This window comes from Candidatus Phaeomarinobacter ectocarpi (assembly GCF_000689395.1).
Classification (GTDB): Bacteria; Pseudomonadota; Alphaproteobacteria; order CGMCC-115125; family CGMCC-115125; genus Pyruvatibacter; species Pyruvatibacter ectocarpi.
This window is the reverse complement of sequence record NZ_HG966617.1, coordinates 1,890,376-1,903,436: the sequence shown is the minus strand read 5'-3', so window position 1 is coordinate 1,903,436 and position 13,061 is coordinate 1,890,376. Positions and strand designations below refer to the sequence as shown.

The following is a 13,061-nucleotide window of genomic DNA, read 5'->3' as shown; positions in this document are numbered from 1 at the left end:
TACCTCCGTAGCCCCGGACTTGATCCGGGGCCTACTCGCAAGCGATCAACTGCATGGCGACCGAGAGTGGACCCCGGATCAAGTCCGGGGATACGGGAGTGGTGGAGCTACCGGCCCTGAAACTTTGGCTCGCGGCGCTCGGTAAACGCCTTGCGGCCTTCCGCAAAGTCCGCGCTGCTGCCGCATCGCATGATCAGGTCTTCGGCGGCCTGCAATGATCCATCCTGGCGGTTGAGGGCCGTGATGGTTGCCTTGGCAGCGTGCATGGTGAGCGGGGCGTTGCGGCCCATATGGGTGGCCACCTGTTCGGCGTGGCGAAACACGTCCCAATCAGGCAGGCGGTCATTGATCAGGCCGAGGCGGTGGGCACTCAGGGAATCATAGCGCCGTGCGGTGACCAGAATTTCAAACGCGTGTGTTGGTCCCACGGCGCGGGTCAGCCGCGCCACGGCGGGGGCTGCATAGCCGAGACCCAGCCGGGCAGCGGGAATGGCGAAGGTTGCTTCGACCGCTGCCATGCGCATGTCGCAGGCGAGCGCCAGCGCCAGACCGCCGCCCATGCACGGGCCCTGGATCGCTGCAATCACCGGCTTGCTGCATTCTTCCAGGCTGGCCTGTGCCGCTTCAAACTTCTCTTCAAAGTCCGCCAGCGCCTTTGGGTCATCGCCCATCTGGTGCAGTTCGCGAATGTCTGCGCCGGCCGCAAACGCGTCGTCGCCGGCGCCGCGCAGAATGATGGCGCGGACGCTGTCATCTGAATCGAGTTTTGCCACGGCACGGGGAATGTCATCCCACATGGCGGTGGTCAGGGCGTTCTTCTGCTCGGGACGGTCAATGATGATCCAGCCGACAGTCTCTTCGGTTTCAGTGCGGATGCTCATTTGTCAGTATCCAGATCAAGAAACGCCATGATGTCCGTCCAGGCCGCGCGGTCCTGAAGCAGGAACAGATGGCCGCCTTCATACATTTTAAGCGTCGCGTTGGGAATGCGGTCGAGCATGCGCTGCTGGGTGTCCGGTGTGGCGATGCCGTCATACTTGCCGCCACAGATGAGTGTTGGGTGGGGCAGGGTTGCAAGACCGTCCCACGCATCATGATCCTTGCGGGCTTCGAGTTGCCACAGTGCGCCTTCGCTGCGTCGGTGTTCGTCCACGAAGGGTGCTTCTGCATCCACCTGCATCTTGATCAGGCTGGCGAACAGATCCGCGTTTTCTTTTTGCCACGCGTCGTCGCTGCGGGTGTCGGAAATAGGCGCCATGAAGCGAATGCGTTCCTCTTCGCCCATGGCCGCCACCGTATGCAGGGGGTAGGAGCTGCCGCCGTCACCGCCCGGCGAGGTGCAGCACATCACCAGCCTGTCGATTTTTTCAGGATGCCGCTGCGCAAAGTGCTGCGCCACCATGCCGCCGAACGAGACACCGATGACATGCGCCTTGCTCCACCCGCGTGCGTCCATCAATGCGGCTGCGTCGTCGGCATACTGCTCCATGGAGTAGGGGGCATCAGGCTTGTCGGTTTGGCCGAGGCCGCGCTGGTCATAGGCAAGCACGCGGGCCAACTTGGCCAGCGGTCCATCCATGATGTTGGGTTTCTTGCGCAGATCCCCACCGGAGCCACCGATGAAAAACACTGGTGGTGCACCGTCCGGCCCATGTTCTTCCCAGTAAACGTTAATGTCGCCAGCGCGGGTGATCGGCATAAGATTTGATATCCGTAAACGGTGTGGGTAATTGTAATTCGCTGAAGGCACCATATGTGGTAATTTGGCGTATTAGTAAATCAGGCCGTGTCCATGTACCCGGAATCGTGTACCGGCGGGCCTGACGTTTGGGAGGGGCGCATGTCCCAGTCAGTCGACACATCCGCAAGCCATCTTTCCAAGGTTGATCCGGTCTGGGCGCGATTGCGTCAGGAGGCGGAAGCCTCTGCCGCTGCTGAGCCGATCCTTGCAAGCTATCTGCATGCCGCCATCCTGAACCATCGCAGTTTTGAAAGTTCGCTCGCCTATCATCTGGCGGAAGAGCTGGGCAACAAGCAGGCCGGTGCCATGCTGTTGCAGCAGGTCTTTGACGAGGCCTATGAAGCCACGCCCGACATTGCGGACATGGCGCGTGCTGACCTGATGGCTGTGGTTGACCGTGATCCGGCCTGCGACTTCTTCCTTCAGCCATTGCTCTATTTCAAAGGATTCCAGGCGCTGCAGTGCTATCGCGTTGCGCACTGGTGCTGGCAGCACGAGCGTGTGGCCATGGCCTATCATCTGCAAAGCCGCATCTCGGAAGCCTATGGCGTGGACATTCACCCCAACGCCAAGATCGGCCGCGGCGTGATGATGGATCACGCCACATCCATCGTGATCGGTGAGACGGCCGTCGTGGGTGACGACGTCTCCATGCTGCACTCCGTCACGCTCGGCGGGACCGGAAAGGAAGATGGCGACCGCCATCCAAAGATCGGTCGTGGTGTGCTGCTGGGTGCGGGTGCCAAAGTGCTCGGCAATATCCATGTGGGCGATTGCTCGCGCGTTGCTGCGGGCTCGGTGGTCACCAAGGACGTGCCGAACAACACAACGGTTGCTGGCGTCCCCGCCAAAGTCATCGGTGAATCAGGCTGCCCGGAACCCGCCCGCTCCATGGACCAGATGGTCGGCTGCGGCGAAGAAGACGGGTCTTCTATTTAGTCTGTTGCCGTTTCCAAGTATTGCTTGATAGCTGTGGCTGTGCGGCGCGCTCGATCGGCAGTCGTACCTTTCACGCCTAAACTCATGTATTCGGCTTCGATGTGGGCAAGGTACGTTGCGACGTCAACAATCGATGCGCCGTTTTCAAAAAGCGTCGCGGCATGCTGTACGTAATTGTCGTACTCGTCCGGAGCATCCCGTTTCCAATCAGGGTGATTTGCCAAACCAATTGGATCCCAGATCGACCAGGCGATCTCTCGGAGGCTTTCCCACCGGTTTCCTGGAACAATGCTCATGGACTAACTTTACTATCCCGCCGCCGCCGCGCCGCTGATGGCGTAGGACATTTCCTTGCGCTCGTCGCACACCGCTTCGCACAGATCCATGGCGGCTTCCCATGGAGCAGCATCGGTGATGTCGTCGATGGCCTCCATGCTTTCCCAGTAGGACAGAAGCCCGGCGCTTTCGCCGTCCTTTGCCTCAATCACCACGGCTGACAAAAACCCCTTGGGTGCAGAGCGGGCCAGCTCGCGCTCGAGATAGCCGCGCAGATTGGACGCTACCGTGTCTGTCGCCCCTGTGAAGGTGATGAGGTGGACGAAAGCGGTGTCGCTGGACATGGATTGCTCCTGTTGGGGCTATTGGTGGTTGCGCTTGGCGCTGTTGGCGGCACAATACGCAAGACCGATATTGACGCAACAACAACAAGACTGAAAGCAGGGACCAAATGGCTCAACAGGATCAACCCGCCCTGGCGGGAAAAGTAGCGCTGGTCACCGGCGGTGCACGCGGACTTGGTGCGGCGTCGGCCCTTGGCCTGGCGCGTGAAGGCGCCAGCGTTGTTGTGTCTGATCTGCGCGCTGATGAAGGTCAGGTGGTCGTGGACGCCATTTTGAATGAAGGCGGCAAGGCTGTTTTCATCGCCCATGACGTCACCAAGGAAGACCAGTGGGAAGCAGCCGTTGCCAAGGCCGAAGAAGAATTCGGAGCGCTGCATATTCTCGTCAACAATGCGGGTGTGGCCCCGGCAGGCGAGTACATCGAAGACCTGAAGCTTGAGGACTACAAACGCGTCACTGAAATTGACATGGACAGCGTGTTCCTCGGCTGCAAGCACGGCATCCGCACCATCAAGAAATATACAGCCAAGGAAGCGGCAGACGGCGCGATCATCAACATTTCATCTGTCATGGGCATTGTCGGCTTTCCGCGCAACGCGGACTACAACGCGGCCAAGGGTGGCGTGCGGATCATGACCAAGGTGGCAGCCCTTGAGTGCGCGGAGCTTGGCTACGGCATCCGCGTCAATTCCATCCACCCCGGTTTCATCGACACAGCGCTTGTGCGCGATGCGGTGGAAGAGGGCACCAAGCGGCCTGATGCCATCTTCCAGAGCTCAAATGAAATGATCGACATGCTGGTGATGGCACACCCGCTGGGCAAGCTGGGTGACCCGCGCGACATCGGCGATGCGGTCGTCTTCCTCGCCAGCAGCCGTTCCGGCTTCATCACCGGCACAGAGCTTGTGGTCGATGGCGGCTACACCATTCAGTAGCGCTGCGTCCTAGCGGAAATAGCTCCAGCGAAGGCTGATATCGCTTTGGCGTTCCATCTGTACGCCTTGAGTGCGCTGATAAACTGGAAGTGAATACTCTACCGAAAGGCCGTGTCCGCTTAGTATCCCTTCTGTGCTGACGATTTCGAGACCCAGTCCAGCTTCAACGACTGTCCGTCCCGAGTTGAGAGCTTCTTCGCGTCGATCCACTGTATGGCGTGTTGGGTCGATAAGGTTGATGCTGTCTTCGCGATATCCCGAAGCGTGAGCAGTGGCATTAAGCCAAGGTAGGATTTGGTATGACACCCATCCCTTGCCGAACGCGTTATCCCCAAGCTTGTAGACTTGCTGAGCTTCGCCAGTTCGAAATCTTGCATCAAAGGCGACGCCAGCAGACAATCGGTTGAAGTCTGCTGCGAACTCGGCTCCCGCCACCAAGTCATATGTGCCGGATCCTAGCTGCATACTTATGGGTAGTAGCGGTCGATTGTCGAACGGAAAAGGGCCAAAGTTGAGAATGCCTGGAACGGAGTTGATGCCGTCTCGCGCAAAGATTGAGTTTCTAAGCTTGGCGCGAACGTTGGTTCGACCAGTTGGAAGACTTACACCCGTCTCAACTTTCACTGATTTAGAACTTCCGAACTGGTGCTCCCAAAAGACGGAGAGCTGTGTGTCGCCCCATCCTGTTGCAGTTTCTTCGTATGTGGTCACTCTCGCACCGTTCAGGAATATCCCGGACGTCATTTGCTTTCGGACGTATGAAGCCTCAATCGAGAGGCCGAAGTTCCGTGCCACATGGATTTTGGCGGCAACACCGTGAGTTTCTGAAATTTGCTGTAGGGGCGTAGCGGTTGGGACAACAAGAACAAAAGGTGCTGGAGCAGGAACGACAGGTATTACAGGTGCGCCAGGAGTAATAACCGGGATGGGAAATGCCACCACACCGACGATTGTGGGCGGGATAATATCTCCAAATGTGCTGACGCCAGGAATACTAGGCAGAAGTCGCTGCCGTTTTCCGATGTCATCGCCGGGTATTTCTTCTTTTTGCCTCGTGTAACCGTATTCGATCTGGAACCGACGGTCTTGGTCCACTGACAGTGTCGATGAGACTGCTGGTGCACCATGCGACAGGTCAGTAGTCTGGCTGATATTTTTAGCGTTCGCTGAAGTCGTGAGAAGGAATGCAACAGCAGCGGCTGCGGCAATAGATTGCCGCGAGAGTTTCTCGCGAAATGACATGTCCCCAACGGCCCCCCGACCGGATACGCGGTGTAGTACAATTTTGGCGAATATGCGGGTTGTGCGGAACAAGTGCAACTTTGTTCGCCCATGGCGATTGCACTGCCCCCTAGCGGAAGGCGCAAGCATTTTGGGGTGCCTGCGCCTTCCTTGTTCTTCGGAGCGCTAACGGGGGGAGGTGCAGCGGCTCCGAAGAATGTGCGGATGCGTCCTAGAACGCGTATTGCCAGCCGGCGGTCAGCGTCCAGTCGCGCTTCATCTGCGGGCCGTTCAGGTCCTGCACGACGGGCATGGACGCTTCGATGGCCAGACGGTGTCCGCGGATGAACCCGTCCTGGCCAACGAGGTTGACGCCGAGGCCTGCTTCAAGAAAACGACCACCGATATTGCTGGGGTCTGCTGTCTGGACGGGACCCATGATGCGGGCGTCCTGACCAGACACCTTGCCGATGGACTCAGCCTTCAGGCGAACAGAGGTCGAGATCCACGGTGCAAACTGATAGGCCGCCCATGTGGTGGCTTCAGCTATGTTGCCAAGCTTGTAGTCTTCGCTGTTGCGGCCCGAGCGCAGGGTGGCCATGGCCTGCGCACCCCAGGAGATATCGCCGGTGCGGTCTGAGTAGGTGACGCCGGGCAGGATATCCACGGTGCCCGAGCCAAGCTGCATCGGATAGGGCAGGCGCACATTTGCGGTCGTGCCCAGCGGGGTCAGGATCGTATCTTCTTCCTTGATGGAGCCGGTCGGCAGGCTGACACCGATGTTCAGGTGAACCTTGGAGTTGTTCTGATCAAGGATGCGCACGAGGCCTGAAATCCGCGTGTCGCCAAAGCCTTCCGTTACCGTGGTGAAGCCACCGATCTGTGTGGTGCCTGCCGGGTTGAAGGTGATGTGGTCCATCTCCTTTTTCATGTACATGCCCATGACCATCAGGGTCAGGTAGTCGTTGGGAGCGTACATGGCACCGAGCATGTGCATGTCCATCACCATTTCGGTGGGGATGATGCGCAGGCGTGGCGGCTGGCCGGGATTGCCGAAGAAGCGGTTGGGCGTTGCCAGCACTTCAGCATTTGAGAGGTCGTCCGTGCCGTCGCGCACGTCAGACATATCCATGCGCTTGTAGCGGTAGGAGAACATGATTTCTCCTTCCTTGTGCATGTGGTCACCCATCACGCCGATTGGGGCGTGGCTGTCGGCCCGGATTTCAGCGGGCTTTGAATGGTCGATGCCGTCATGGGCAAAGGCGGGGGCCGAAGCGGGGACGGCGAAGGCGAGGGCGGCAACGCATGTTGCGGCAAGCAGGCCGTTGCGGCCTGCGGAAAAAAGCAGTGTCATTGGAAATGGTCCTGAAAAATAGAGGATGCCAAGTGCTGCCATACGCGCAGGTGAAACCACCTGCAGACGTTCAGTCAGCACTTACCGGAATAGGGATTCAGGAACTGTGGGGAGGGGCGCGGGCGGGCGCGGACCGCATGAGCGGTGCCGCATAGGCCGGTGCGCTGCCGGTTGCGCGCTCAACGTGGGTGTCTTCATAGGCGACCGGCCAGACAATGGCGTTGGCGGTCGTGTCCAGCGCAAAGGCAGCAGTAGCCTGCATGGCAAGGTCGCAGGCATTGCGTGGAATATCCGGCGTCTCACCGCCTGACACGGTGATGCCCAGGTCACGGGCATCCATCACCACCGGTCCATGGACCGTACAGATGACAATCTCGAAGGGTTCTGCTTCAGCGGCGGCGAGGGCTGTTGAGACCGGCATGACGGCGGCGAGGGAGAAGGCGGCCATCTGCACAACAAGCGCAAGCAGGCCAACAAAGGCTGTGCCCCTGCGCCTGAAGCGGTGCTGTATCTGGTCGCCTGATCTCATGAAGGCCCCCGCCTCAAAACGTGCGTCCTACTGGCCGCTTTGATCCATCGTGCTGTGATCCATCGCCCCGTGGTCCATGTTGTGATTCATGCCGCCCGGGTTGCCGCCTGTCGCCACAACGGTCACGTCAACCGTCACGTCGCCGGCATCTTCAAATGTCAGGGTCAGCGGAAAGCTGCCGCCGTCTTTCAACGGCTCGGCGATGTCAAACATCATGATGTGTTTGCCGCCGGGCTGAAGGGTCACAACCTCAAGAGCCGGCACATCGATGGCATCGACCTTGCGCATGCGCATGATCTCGCCGTCTTTTTCGTGGGTATGCAGTTCCGTTGATGCTGCAGCGGTGGTTGAGGCGGCAATCAACCGGTCTGCGCCGCCCGTATTGCGGATAACCAGATAGGCCGCACCGGTTGTGCCGGCACCAATGGTCTCACGGGCAAACGGCTCTTCCACGCTGATCTCGCTGGGGCCGCCGTCAGAGCAGGCAGCCATGGCGAGCGGCATCGACAGTGTCAGGGCAAACAGAATGCGGCGGATCATGGTGTGGTCCCTCATGCAATTTGGTGCATCAGGTTTAGCGTGAACGTGGGGGCAGATAAAAGCGCGGAATGACGCAGGCGGTGCGAACTCGACGCTTTGGAGGGCGCTTTAGTCCATCGTCAGCGCTTCATCGACCGCTTCCTGTTCCGCCAGCCGTCGGCGGATTTCTGCCTGTGCCGCATGGTCAATCGGGTAGTTCCATATCAAAGCGATTGCAGCGGCGAGGAAGCCAAGGGGCAGCAGGGCGTAAATGAGTTTGAGCCCGTTGAGCGCCTCCGGCGTGTTGGCATCTGACGCCGGATCAAACCCTACCCAAGCCAGCAGGGCATAGGTCACACCGACGGACACAGCGGCACCGACCTTGGCTGTGGTGGTCAGCAGGGCATAGAGCAGGGCTGTGCGGTTGTGACCGGTGTCGAGGCGGTCCTTGTCGCACACATCCGCCATCATGGAGCGCAACAGGAACGGGCCGGCCCCGAACGCAAAGCCCAGGAAGAAGGTTGCAAACAACGCCAGAGAGAAATCACCGGCGCCGACAAACAGGTAGGTGATCTGCGCAACCATGCTCCAGATCAGCGCCACGCAAAGGGCGCGATGTTTGGACATGCGTTTGGCGAGCCACATCCAGAACGGCATGCCTGCAAAGCCCAGCACGAAGTAGCCCAGCAACATGAGGCTGGAGTAGTTCGGCAGTTCCCACACGAAGCGGGCCAGGAACAGATAGCTGGACCCGATGATGCCAATGGCGAGGCTGGTCATCATGTCAGCGGCAACGATGCGCGCCATGCTCCAGTTGGTGAGCAGAACTTTCAGCGCTTCACGCCACTCGACCTTGCGTTCCTTGCGCACAGGGGCGGAGCGATCCGGCACCAGCAGGATGGCGGCAAGGGCTGTGAGCGGCAGGCTGATGATCAGGAACCAGCCCATGGCGCTGACCTTGCCAAAGGCATCCACGTCCGCCGTCTGTTCCAGAATGGCGGGCAGGGCGAGCACGGACACCATGCCCAGAATGATCGCCACTTCGCGCCAGCCATAGATGCGGTTGCGCTCGGCATAGTCGTTGGAGAGCTCCGCGCCCCAGCTTTGGTGCGCAATGGTCAGCATGGTGTAGCCGACATACAAAACGAGCATCCACACCAGCAGGTAGGAGGCCCCGGCGCCGATGGGCGGGAAGTAGATAAAGAAAGCTGACACAAGCAGCAGGGGAACCGACAGGGCGATCCAGTGACGCCGCCGTCCCCAGCGTGTGGGGTAATGGTCGATGACCACCCCCATGATGGGGTCCGTCACAACATCGAATATCCGGGTGATCATGAAGATCGTGCCGACGAGCGCCAGACCAAGGCCCACTTCGGTGGCATAGAGCGGCGGCAGATACACGGTGATGGGAAGGCCGAGCCCTCCCATGGGGAAGGTGAGGGCGGCATAGGCTGCCAACGGGGTGTTCTTCAGACGCTCGCCTGCGGGCACAGCCGCAGGTGCACTGGTACCGGGGGTGCCGGTAGAAGCGGGGTCAGCCAAAGTTTCCTCCGCAGCCACTCCCGCTTTTTGCGCAGGTTTGGGCCGTCATACAGATTTTCTCAGATATCGCCTCATCATGTGGGGGGATTTGCGAAAATGTCACCCCCGCACGCGGATGAAGCGCAACATTCGCAAACTGAAAAATCTGATTGCGCCTCAGGGAGAGGACGACTACCTCTTTGTTATGAAAATGAACGCGGGTCATTAAGGGCCATAACCGGGGGAAGCGCCATGCAGGATTTCAAGAACAAGGTTGTCGTCATCACGGGCGGAGCCACCGGCATCGGCTTCTCCTTTGCCAAGCAGTTTGGGGCCGACGGCGCAAAGCTTGTGATCGCCAGCCGTCGCAAGGACCGGGTGGATGAGGCCGTATCGGCCCTCAAGGAACTGGGATTTGAGGCGGCAGGGACGGCGGGCGATGTCTCAAAGCGGGCTGATGTTGAAGCGTTGGCCGATTTCGCCTGGTCGACCTTCGGCAAAGCCGACGTGCTGCTCAACAATGCCGGCGTTGCTCAGGGCAAGCGTGGCCCGGTTATGTCGCTCGACCTTGAAGAATTCGACACGGTGCTGGGCATCAATGTGTACGGCACTCTGTATGGCATTCAGGTCTTTGGGCCGCGCTTTGTGGAGCAGGGGACGCCCGCCGCCATCTACAATGTGGGATCCGAAAACAGTTTCTTCCCCGCAGTGCCAGGGTCGTCCGCCTACATCTCGTCCAAGCACTCGGTGCTGGCGATTACCGAGCAGCTGGCGGAAGAAGTGCCGGACTTCATTGATGTGTCGCTCATCTGCCCCGGCTATGTGCAGTCTGAAATGACCGCCGGTAATCCCGGTGGCATGCCCACAGACGAGTTCACCGCCCTCACACTGAAACAGCTCAAGGCGGGTGAGCTGTACGTGGTCTCCCACGCCTACAACATGGTGCATATCAACAAGCGCTACGAAGCCCTGCGCAAGGCCTTTGAAACCTACGCGCCGCGCTATGAGGGCGACGATGAATATGACGTGGGCTGCATGATAGAGAAGATGATGGCGGCGCGTGCTGCCAAGGGCTGAGGCTGCCCGTTTGCAGTCTGGGCGCTCAGGCGTTACATGAGGCGCACGGGTTTTGCGCCCAAATCACATCCCCCGAAATCACGTCCCCTAATGCCAGCCTGGAGCACGCCCCGTGGATCAGTCAGAAATCAAGCAGCTTGAATCTTATCTGCGGAAGAAATTCCGGCTGGATACGATCGAAGTCCGTAACCGTCCCATCAAGGATGACTCGGTTGAGGTCTATATCGGCGATGAGTTCATCGGTGTGCTGTTCCGCGATGATGAAGACGGTGAAGTCTCCTATGACTTCAACATGGCCATTCTCGCCTTCGATCTGGAAACCGGCTCCTAAGCCCGTTTGCCGGGGCCCGCTTGCTCCGGCCTTTTTACTCAGGCCTGTTTATTCGGCGGGCGCCAACCGGAGTTCCTCCGGCGGTTGTGCAGGCTTTGCCCTGTCGCGGAACAAGGCGATCAGCGCCAGCGTCTGATTGTCGATCTCTTTCCAGTCCTGCAGGAATGCCCGCTTATAGCGGTAGCGCAGCACCACGTTCTCACTCAGCAGAATTTCCCGGCGGCACCACAGCAGCGGTTCCTCGCGGGCGCATATCAAGACAGCAGGCGCACCGGCAGGGCCCGCGCCCACATACATGTCCTGGCCGCTGAAACCGGTTTCGTTTCTGAAAATGTAATGCCGCAGGCCAAACGGGCCGGGCTCGCCAGCGCGATTGCTGACGGCTGGCAGATAGACCAATTCAAGACGCGGCTGCGCAGCCAGCACGGCTGTGGTTTCTTCGATGCGCATATGCAGAACGGGCGACTCTGAATCAGAACGGTCAAACTGCTCGCGTTTTCGCTCCGTGAACGGATCAAGCTCCGGCAGCAGGGCGTGGAGGTCCACACGCTCAAGCGCGCCCCCGTCGCGCGCGGCGGCAAAGCGGGTGAAGTTGGCGGGGACGGCCAGCTGCACGTCGCCGATGGAAATATGGACGTCCTGCAACCGGTCTGTGGATTCAGGCGCCGTGCCCAAAATCTCTTCGGTCGTCGGGCCCACATAGTACCAAAGGAAGATGGCGGCAAAGACGACGACGCCGCTGGCGACAAGCACCGGAATGAGCCAGGGCGGGCGCTCAACCACTTCGTCCTGAGTACGCGCTTGCTGCTGACGGCGGGCCATGGATGTCCTTTGGAGCCCTGATGGCGGGCATGGAAGTAAGGGGCAGGATGGCGCGCAGCATTTCACAGGATTCGGGGGCGCGGCAACGCATGGCGTCCAAATCTGGGACACAGCCGGGCCGCCGGCGCTGGCAGCGTGTCACGGAATGGGCCTCAGGCTCGGCCTGATGGACGGGACTGGCCAGAAAACCCCGCAAAACCGGCGATTTTTCCTTTGGTACGTGTCTTGCGATTTATCGCGTGGACGAATGCTGCGCTGTTGTGTGCCGGCATGGGGTTCCATCTGAGGGTTAGGGCGTCACATGGGCGAGATGACTGCATTTGCGATGGCTGTGCTCACCGGCGTGGTGACGGCGGGGCTGACGTCCAGCTTCTATCGACTGGTGACCAACAAGCCGCCAAGCTTTGGTGTGCTGACGGCCCCTCTGCCGGAAGTTGTCACCGGCATGGCGACGCTCGTTTTCGCCGGCCCGGTGGTGATCATGCGCAATGCGGTGCGGGCGCGGGTTCTGGAACAGCGCCCGTGGATCTGGCTTGGACTGTCTGTGTCCATTGCCGTTTTCTGGAGCTTCATGTCCGGCATTTTCGTGCTGAGCCTGATTTTGGCGCGCTAGCACACCGGTTCCAACCAGCTTTGATGTCTCACACCGGCCCCGCGATCCATGCGGCGGCGACTCCCAAATGCACATTTCGGCCTTTTGCCGCCCGTATTGCGGTGCGTCAAACGCATGGGTAGCCCTGCCTCAGTGCATGGCTGGCATACTCAAATGAGAATGATCCGAAAATGATTCAGCGTTCATAAACGCGGAATTCTGGTGTTATTTGGTCGGATATTCCAAAAATATCAATTAAAACAATATACTAACAGTTTTATACATTTATTTGACAAATCGTCAATCCGGCGAAGTCATATCGGTTTGTTATATAAATCCGTAACCAACCTGGCCCCATTGTCTTGACCCTGTCACATGCTGCGCCTATCTGAATATACGAGTTCAGTATTTGATGCACTGCAACACGCCTTCGGGCACCCCTCATTTCGCAGTGCAACGGGGAGTAAAACCATGCAGACGATGATTGGTAATTTTGTTGCCGCTGCAGCGATGGTTGTAACGGTGGTTCTTTTCGAGATGGGCCTGATGGCTCCGGGCAACGCGTTTTTCGCCGTTACGCTCGTCATCCTGATGTTTACCGCCAACCAGCTTATCGCGCGCGAGAACCAGCCGCTGCGTGACGCCGTCATCAACATGTTCACCAACCCGGCATCGTATTCCGGCCGCGGGACGTTCGCAGCCTATGTGGGCTCAACCGCCCTTGGTGCCATCGTGATCGTACAGACGCTGGCCTACATCTAGGCACACCGGCTTTTTCAAGACGACGCATTCCTCCCTTGACGTCTTGCAATACTGGGCGCTCTTCCTCTCCTCAGGAAGAGCGCCCATTTTTGTTTGTG

The 13,061-nt window shown here is 59.2% G+C and carries 16 protein-coding genes; 6 read left to right on the top strand and 10 right to left on the bottom strand.

What is annotated here, in order from left to right; all coding sequences use genetic code 11:
* Nucleotides 1-107: 107 nt before the first annotated feature.
* Nucleotides 108-881 (bottom strand): enoyl-CoA hydratase-related protein, encoded by a 774-nt coding sequence (locus tag BN1012_RS09185; protein WP_043949384.1) that lies wholly within the window; start codon nucleotides 879-881, stop codon nucleotides 108-110.
* Nucleotides 878-1,699 (bottom strand): alpha/beta fold hydrolase, encoded by an 822-nt coding sequence (locus tag BN1012_RS09180; protein ID WP_043949383.1) that lies wholly within the window; start codon nucleotides 1,697-1,699, stop codon nucleotides 878-880. The genes BN1012_RS09185 and BN1012_RS09180 overlap by 4 nt, the downstream gene beginning before the upstream one ends.
* A 141-nt stretch (nucleotides 1,700-1,840) precedes the next feature.
* Here BN1012_RS09180 and cysE point away from each other — a divergent pair, with 141 nt between their 5' ends.
* Complete coding sequence (gene cysE, locus BN1012_RS09175) at nucleotides 1,841-2,680, top strand: serine O-acetyltransferase (RefSeq protein WP_043949382.1); 840 nt, start codon at nucleotides 1,841-1,843, stop codon at nucleotides 2,678-2,680.
* Here cysE and BN1012_RS09170 read toward each other — a convergent pair.
* Together BN1012_RS09170 and BN1012_RS09165 are read right to left on the bottom strand one after the other, a co-directional pair.
* Nucleotides 2,677-2,976, bottom strand: coding sequence for a hypothetical protein (locus BN1012_RS09170; RefSeq protein WP_043949381.1), 300 nt, complete (start codon nucleotides 2,974-2,976; stop codon nucleotides 2,677-2,679). The genes cysE and BN1012_RS09170 overlap by 4 nt on opposite strands.
* Nucleotides 2,977-2,988: 12 nt before the next feature.
* Entirely contained in the window at nucleotides 2,989-3,300 is a 312-nt protein-coding gene (locus tag BN1012_RS09165; RefSeq protein ID WP_043949380.1) for a hypothetical protein, read from the bottom strand.
* 107 nt (nucleotides 3,301-3,407) lie between these two features.
* On the opposite strand from BN1012_RS09165, the gene BN1012_RS09160 reads away from it, so the two are divergent.
* Nucleotides 3,408-4,235 (top strand): glucose 1-dehydrogenase, encoded by an 828-nt coding sequence (locus tag BN1012_RS09160; RefSeq protein ID WP_043949379.1) that lies wholly within the window; start codon nucleotides 3,408-3,410, stop codon nucleotides 4,233-4,235.
* A gap of 9 nt (nucleotides 4,236-4,244) precedes the next feature.
* Here BN1012_RS09160 and BN1012_RS09155 read toward each other — a convergent pair whose 3' ends face one another.
* The 5 genes from BN1012_RS09155 to BN1012_RS09135 all read right to left on the bottom strand — a co-directional run bounded on the left by BN1012_RS09155 (nucleotide 4,245) and on the right by BN1012_RS09135 (nucleotide 9,400).
* Entirely contained in the window at nucleotides 4,245-5,477 is a 1,233-nt protein-coding gene (locus tag BN1012_RS09155; protein ID WP_043949378.1) for a hypothetical protein, read from the bottom strand.
* A gap of 211 nt (nucleotides 5,478-5,688) precedes the next feature.
* Nucleotides 5,689-6,810 carry a transporter family protein gene (locus BN1012_RS09150; RefSeq protein WP_043950870.1) on the bottom strand — a complete coding sequence of 374 codons (1,122 nt, stop codon included), beginning with the start codon at nucleotides 6,808-6,810 and terminating at the stop codon, nucleotides 5,689-5,691.
* A gap of 97 nt (nucleotides 6,811-6,907) precedes the next feature.
* A complete protein-coding gene (locus tag BN1012_RS09145; RefSeq protein WP_043949377.1) occupies nucleotides 6,908-7,339 on the bottom strand; it encodes a DUF2946 family protein in 432 nt (143 codons plus the stop codon).
* Between the two features lie 27 nt (nucleotides 7,340-7,366).
* The gene (locus BN1012_RS09140; RefSeq protein WP_052534971.1) at nucleotides 7,367-7,879 is read right to left on the bottom strand and encodes a copper chaperone PCu(A)C; all 513 of its coding nucleotides are present in this window, start codon (nucleotides 7,877-7,879) and stop codon (nucleotides 7,367-7,369) included.
* Nucleotides 7,880-7,987: 108 nt separating this feature from the next.
* A complete protein-coding gene (locus BN1012_RS09135; protein WP_145973444.1) occupies nucleotides 7,988-9,400 on the bottom strand; it encodes an MFS transporter in 1,413 nt (470 codons plus the stop codon).
* Nucleotides 9,401-9,631: 231 nt separating this feature from the next.
* Between BN1012_RS09135 and BN1012_RS09130 the strand changes: the two genes are divergently transcribed.
* On the top strand, nucleotides 9,632-10,456 hold the full coding sequence (locus BN1012_RS09130) for an SDR family NAD(P)-dependent oxidoreductase (protein WP_043949375.1): 825 nt from the start codon (nucleotides 9,632-9,634) through the stop codon (nucleotides 10,454-10,456).
* 112 nt (nucleotides 10,457-10,568) lie between these two features.
* The gene (locus BN1012_RS09125) at nucleotides 10,569-10,787 is read left to right on the top strand and encodes a DUF3126 family protein (RefSeq protein ID WP_043949374.1); all 219 of its coding nucleotides are present in this window, start codon (nucleotides 10,569-10,571) and stop codon (nucleotides 10,785-10,787) included.
* Nucleotides 10,788-10,835: 48 nt separating this feature from the next.
* Here the strand turns inward: BN1012_RS09125 and BN1012_RS09120 are convergent, their stop codons facing one another.
* The gene (locus BN1012_RS09120) at nucleotides 10,836-11,609 is read right to left on the bottom strand and encodes a hypothetical protein (RefSeq protein ID WP_043949373.1); all 774 of its coding nucleotides are present in this window, start codon (nucleotides 11,607-11,609) and stop codon (nucleotides 10,836-10,838) included.
* 301 nt (nucleotides 11,610-11,910) lie between these two features.
* On the opposite strand from BN1012_RS09120, the gene BN1012_RS09115 reads away from it, so the two are divergent.
* Both BN1012_RS09115 and BN1012_RS09110 read left to right on the top strand, forming a co-directional pair.
* Nucleotides 11,911-12,222: a DUF6949 family protein gene (locus BN1012_RS09115; protein ID WP_043949372.1), complete on the top strand. Its 312-nt coding sequence runs from the start codon at nucleotides 11,911-11,913 to the stop codon at nucleotides 12,220-12,222.
* A gap of 450 nt (nucleotides 12,223-12,672) precedes the next feature.
* Nucleotides 12,673-12,963, top strand: a complete 291-nt coding sequence (locus BN1012_RS09110) for a hypothetical protein (protein ID WP_043949371.1) — start codon at nucleotides 12,673-12,675, stop codon at nucleotides 12,961-12,963.
* Nucleotides 12,964-13,061: the final 98 nt, after the last annotated feature.

Bases quoted from the DNA above. Each gene is read 5' to 3' on its own strand.
- BN1012_RS09110 (WP_043949371.1), top strand. From the start codon at position 12,673: ATGCAGACGATGATTGGTAATTTTGTTGCCGCTGCAGCGATGGTTGTA.
- BN1012_RS09180 (WP_043949383.1), bottom strand. From the start codon at position 1,699: ATGCCGATCACCCGCGCTGGCGACATTAACGTTTACTGGGAAGAACAT.
- BN1012_RS09130 (WP_043949375.1), top strand. From the start codon at position 9,632: ATGCAGGATTTCAAGAACAAGGTTGTCGTCATCACGGGCGGAGCCACC.
- BN1012_RS09120 (WP_043949373.1), bottom strand. From the start codon at position 11,609: ATGGCCCGCCGTCAGCAGCAAGCGCGTACTCAGGACGAAGTGGTTGAG.
- BN1012_RS09185 (WP_043949384.1), bottom strand. From the start codon at position 881: ATGAGCATCCGCACTGAAACCGAAGAGACTGTCGGCTGGATCATCATT.
- BN1012_RS09165 (WP_043949380.1), bottom strand. From the start codon at position 3,300: ATGTCCAGCGACACCGCTTTCGTCCACCTCATCACCTTCACAGGGGCG.
- BN1012_RS09150 (WP_043950870.1), bottom strand. From the start codon at position 6,810: ATGACACTGCTTTTTTCCGCAGGCCGCAACGGCCTGCTTGCCGCAACA.
- BN1012_RS09140 (WP_052534971.1), bottom strand. From the start codon at position 7,879: ATGATCCGCCGCATTCTGTTTGCCCTGACACTGTCGATGCCGCTCGCC.
- BN1012_RS09145 (WP_043949377.1), bottom strand. From the start codon at position 7,339: ATGAGATCAGGCGACCAGATACAGCACCGCTTCAGGCGCAGGGGCACA.
- cysE (WP_043949382.1), top strand. From the start codon at position 1,841: ATGTCCCAGTCAGTCGACACATCCGCAAGCCATCTTTCCAAGGTTGAT.
- BN1012_RS09155 (WP_043949378.1), bottom strand. From the start codon at position 5,477: ATGTCATTTCGCGAGAAACTCTCGCGGCAATCTATTGCCGCAGCCGCT.
- BN1012_RS09160 (WP_043949379.1), top strand. From the start codon at position 3,408: ATGGCTCAACAGGATCAACCCGCCCTGGCGGGAAAAGTAGCGCTGGTC.
- BN1012_RS09115 (WP_043949372.1), top strand. From the start codon at position 11,911: ATGGGCGAGATGACTGCATTTGCGATGGCTGTGCTCACCGGCGTGGTG.
- BN1012_RS09170 (WP_043949381.1), bottom strand. From the start codon at position 2,976: ATGAGCATTGTTCCAGGAAACCGGTGGGAAAGCCTCCGAGAGATCGCC.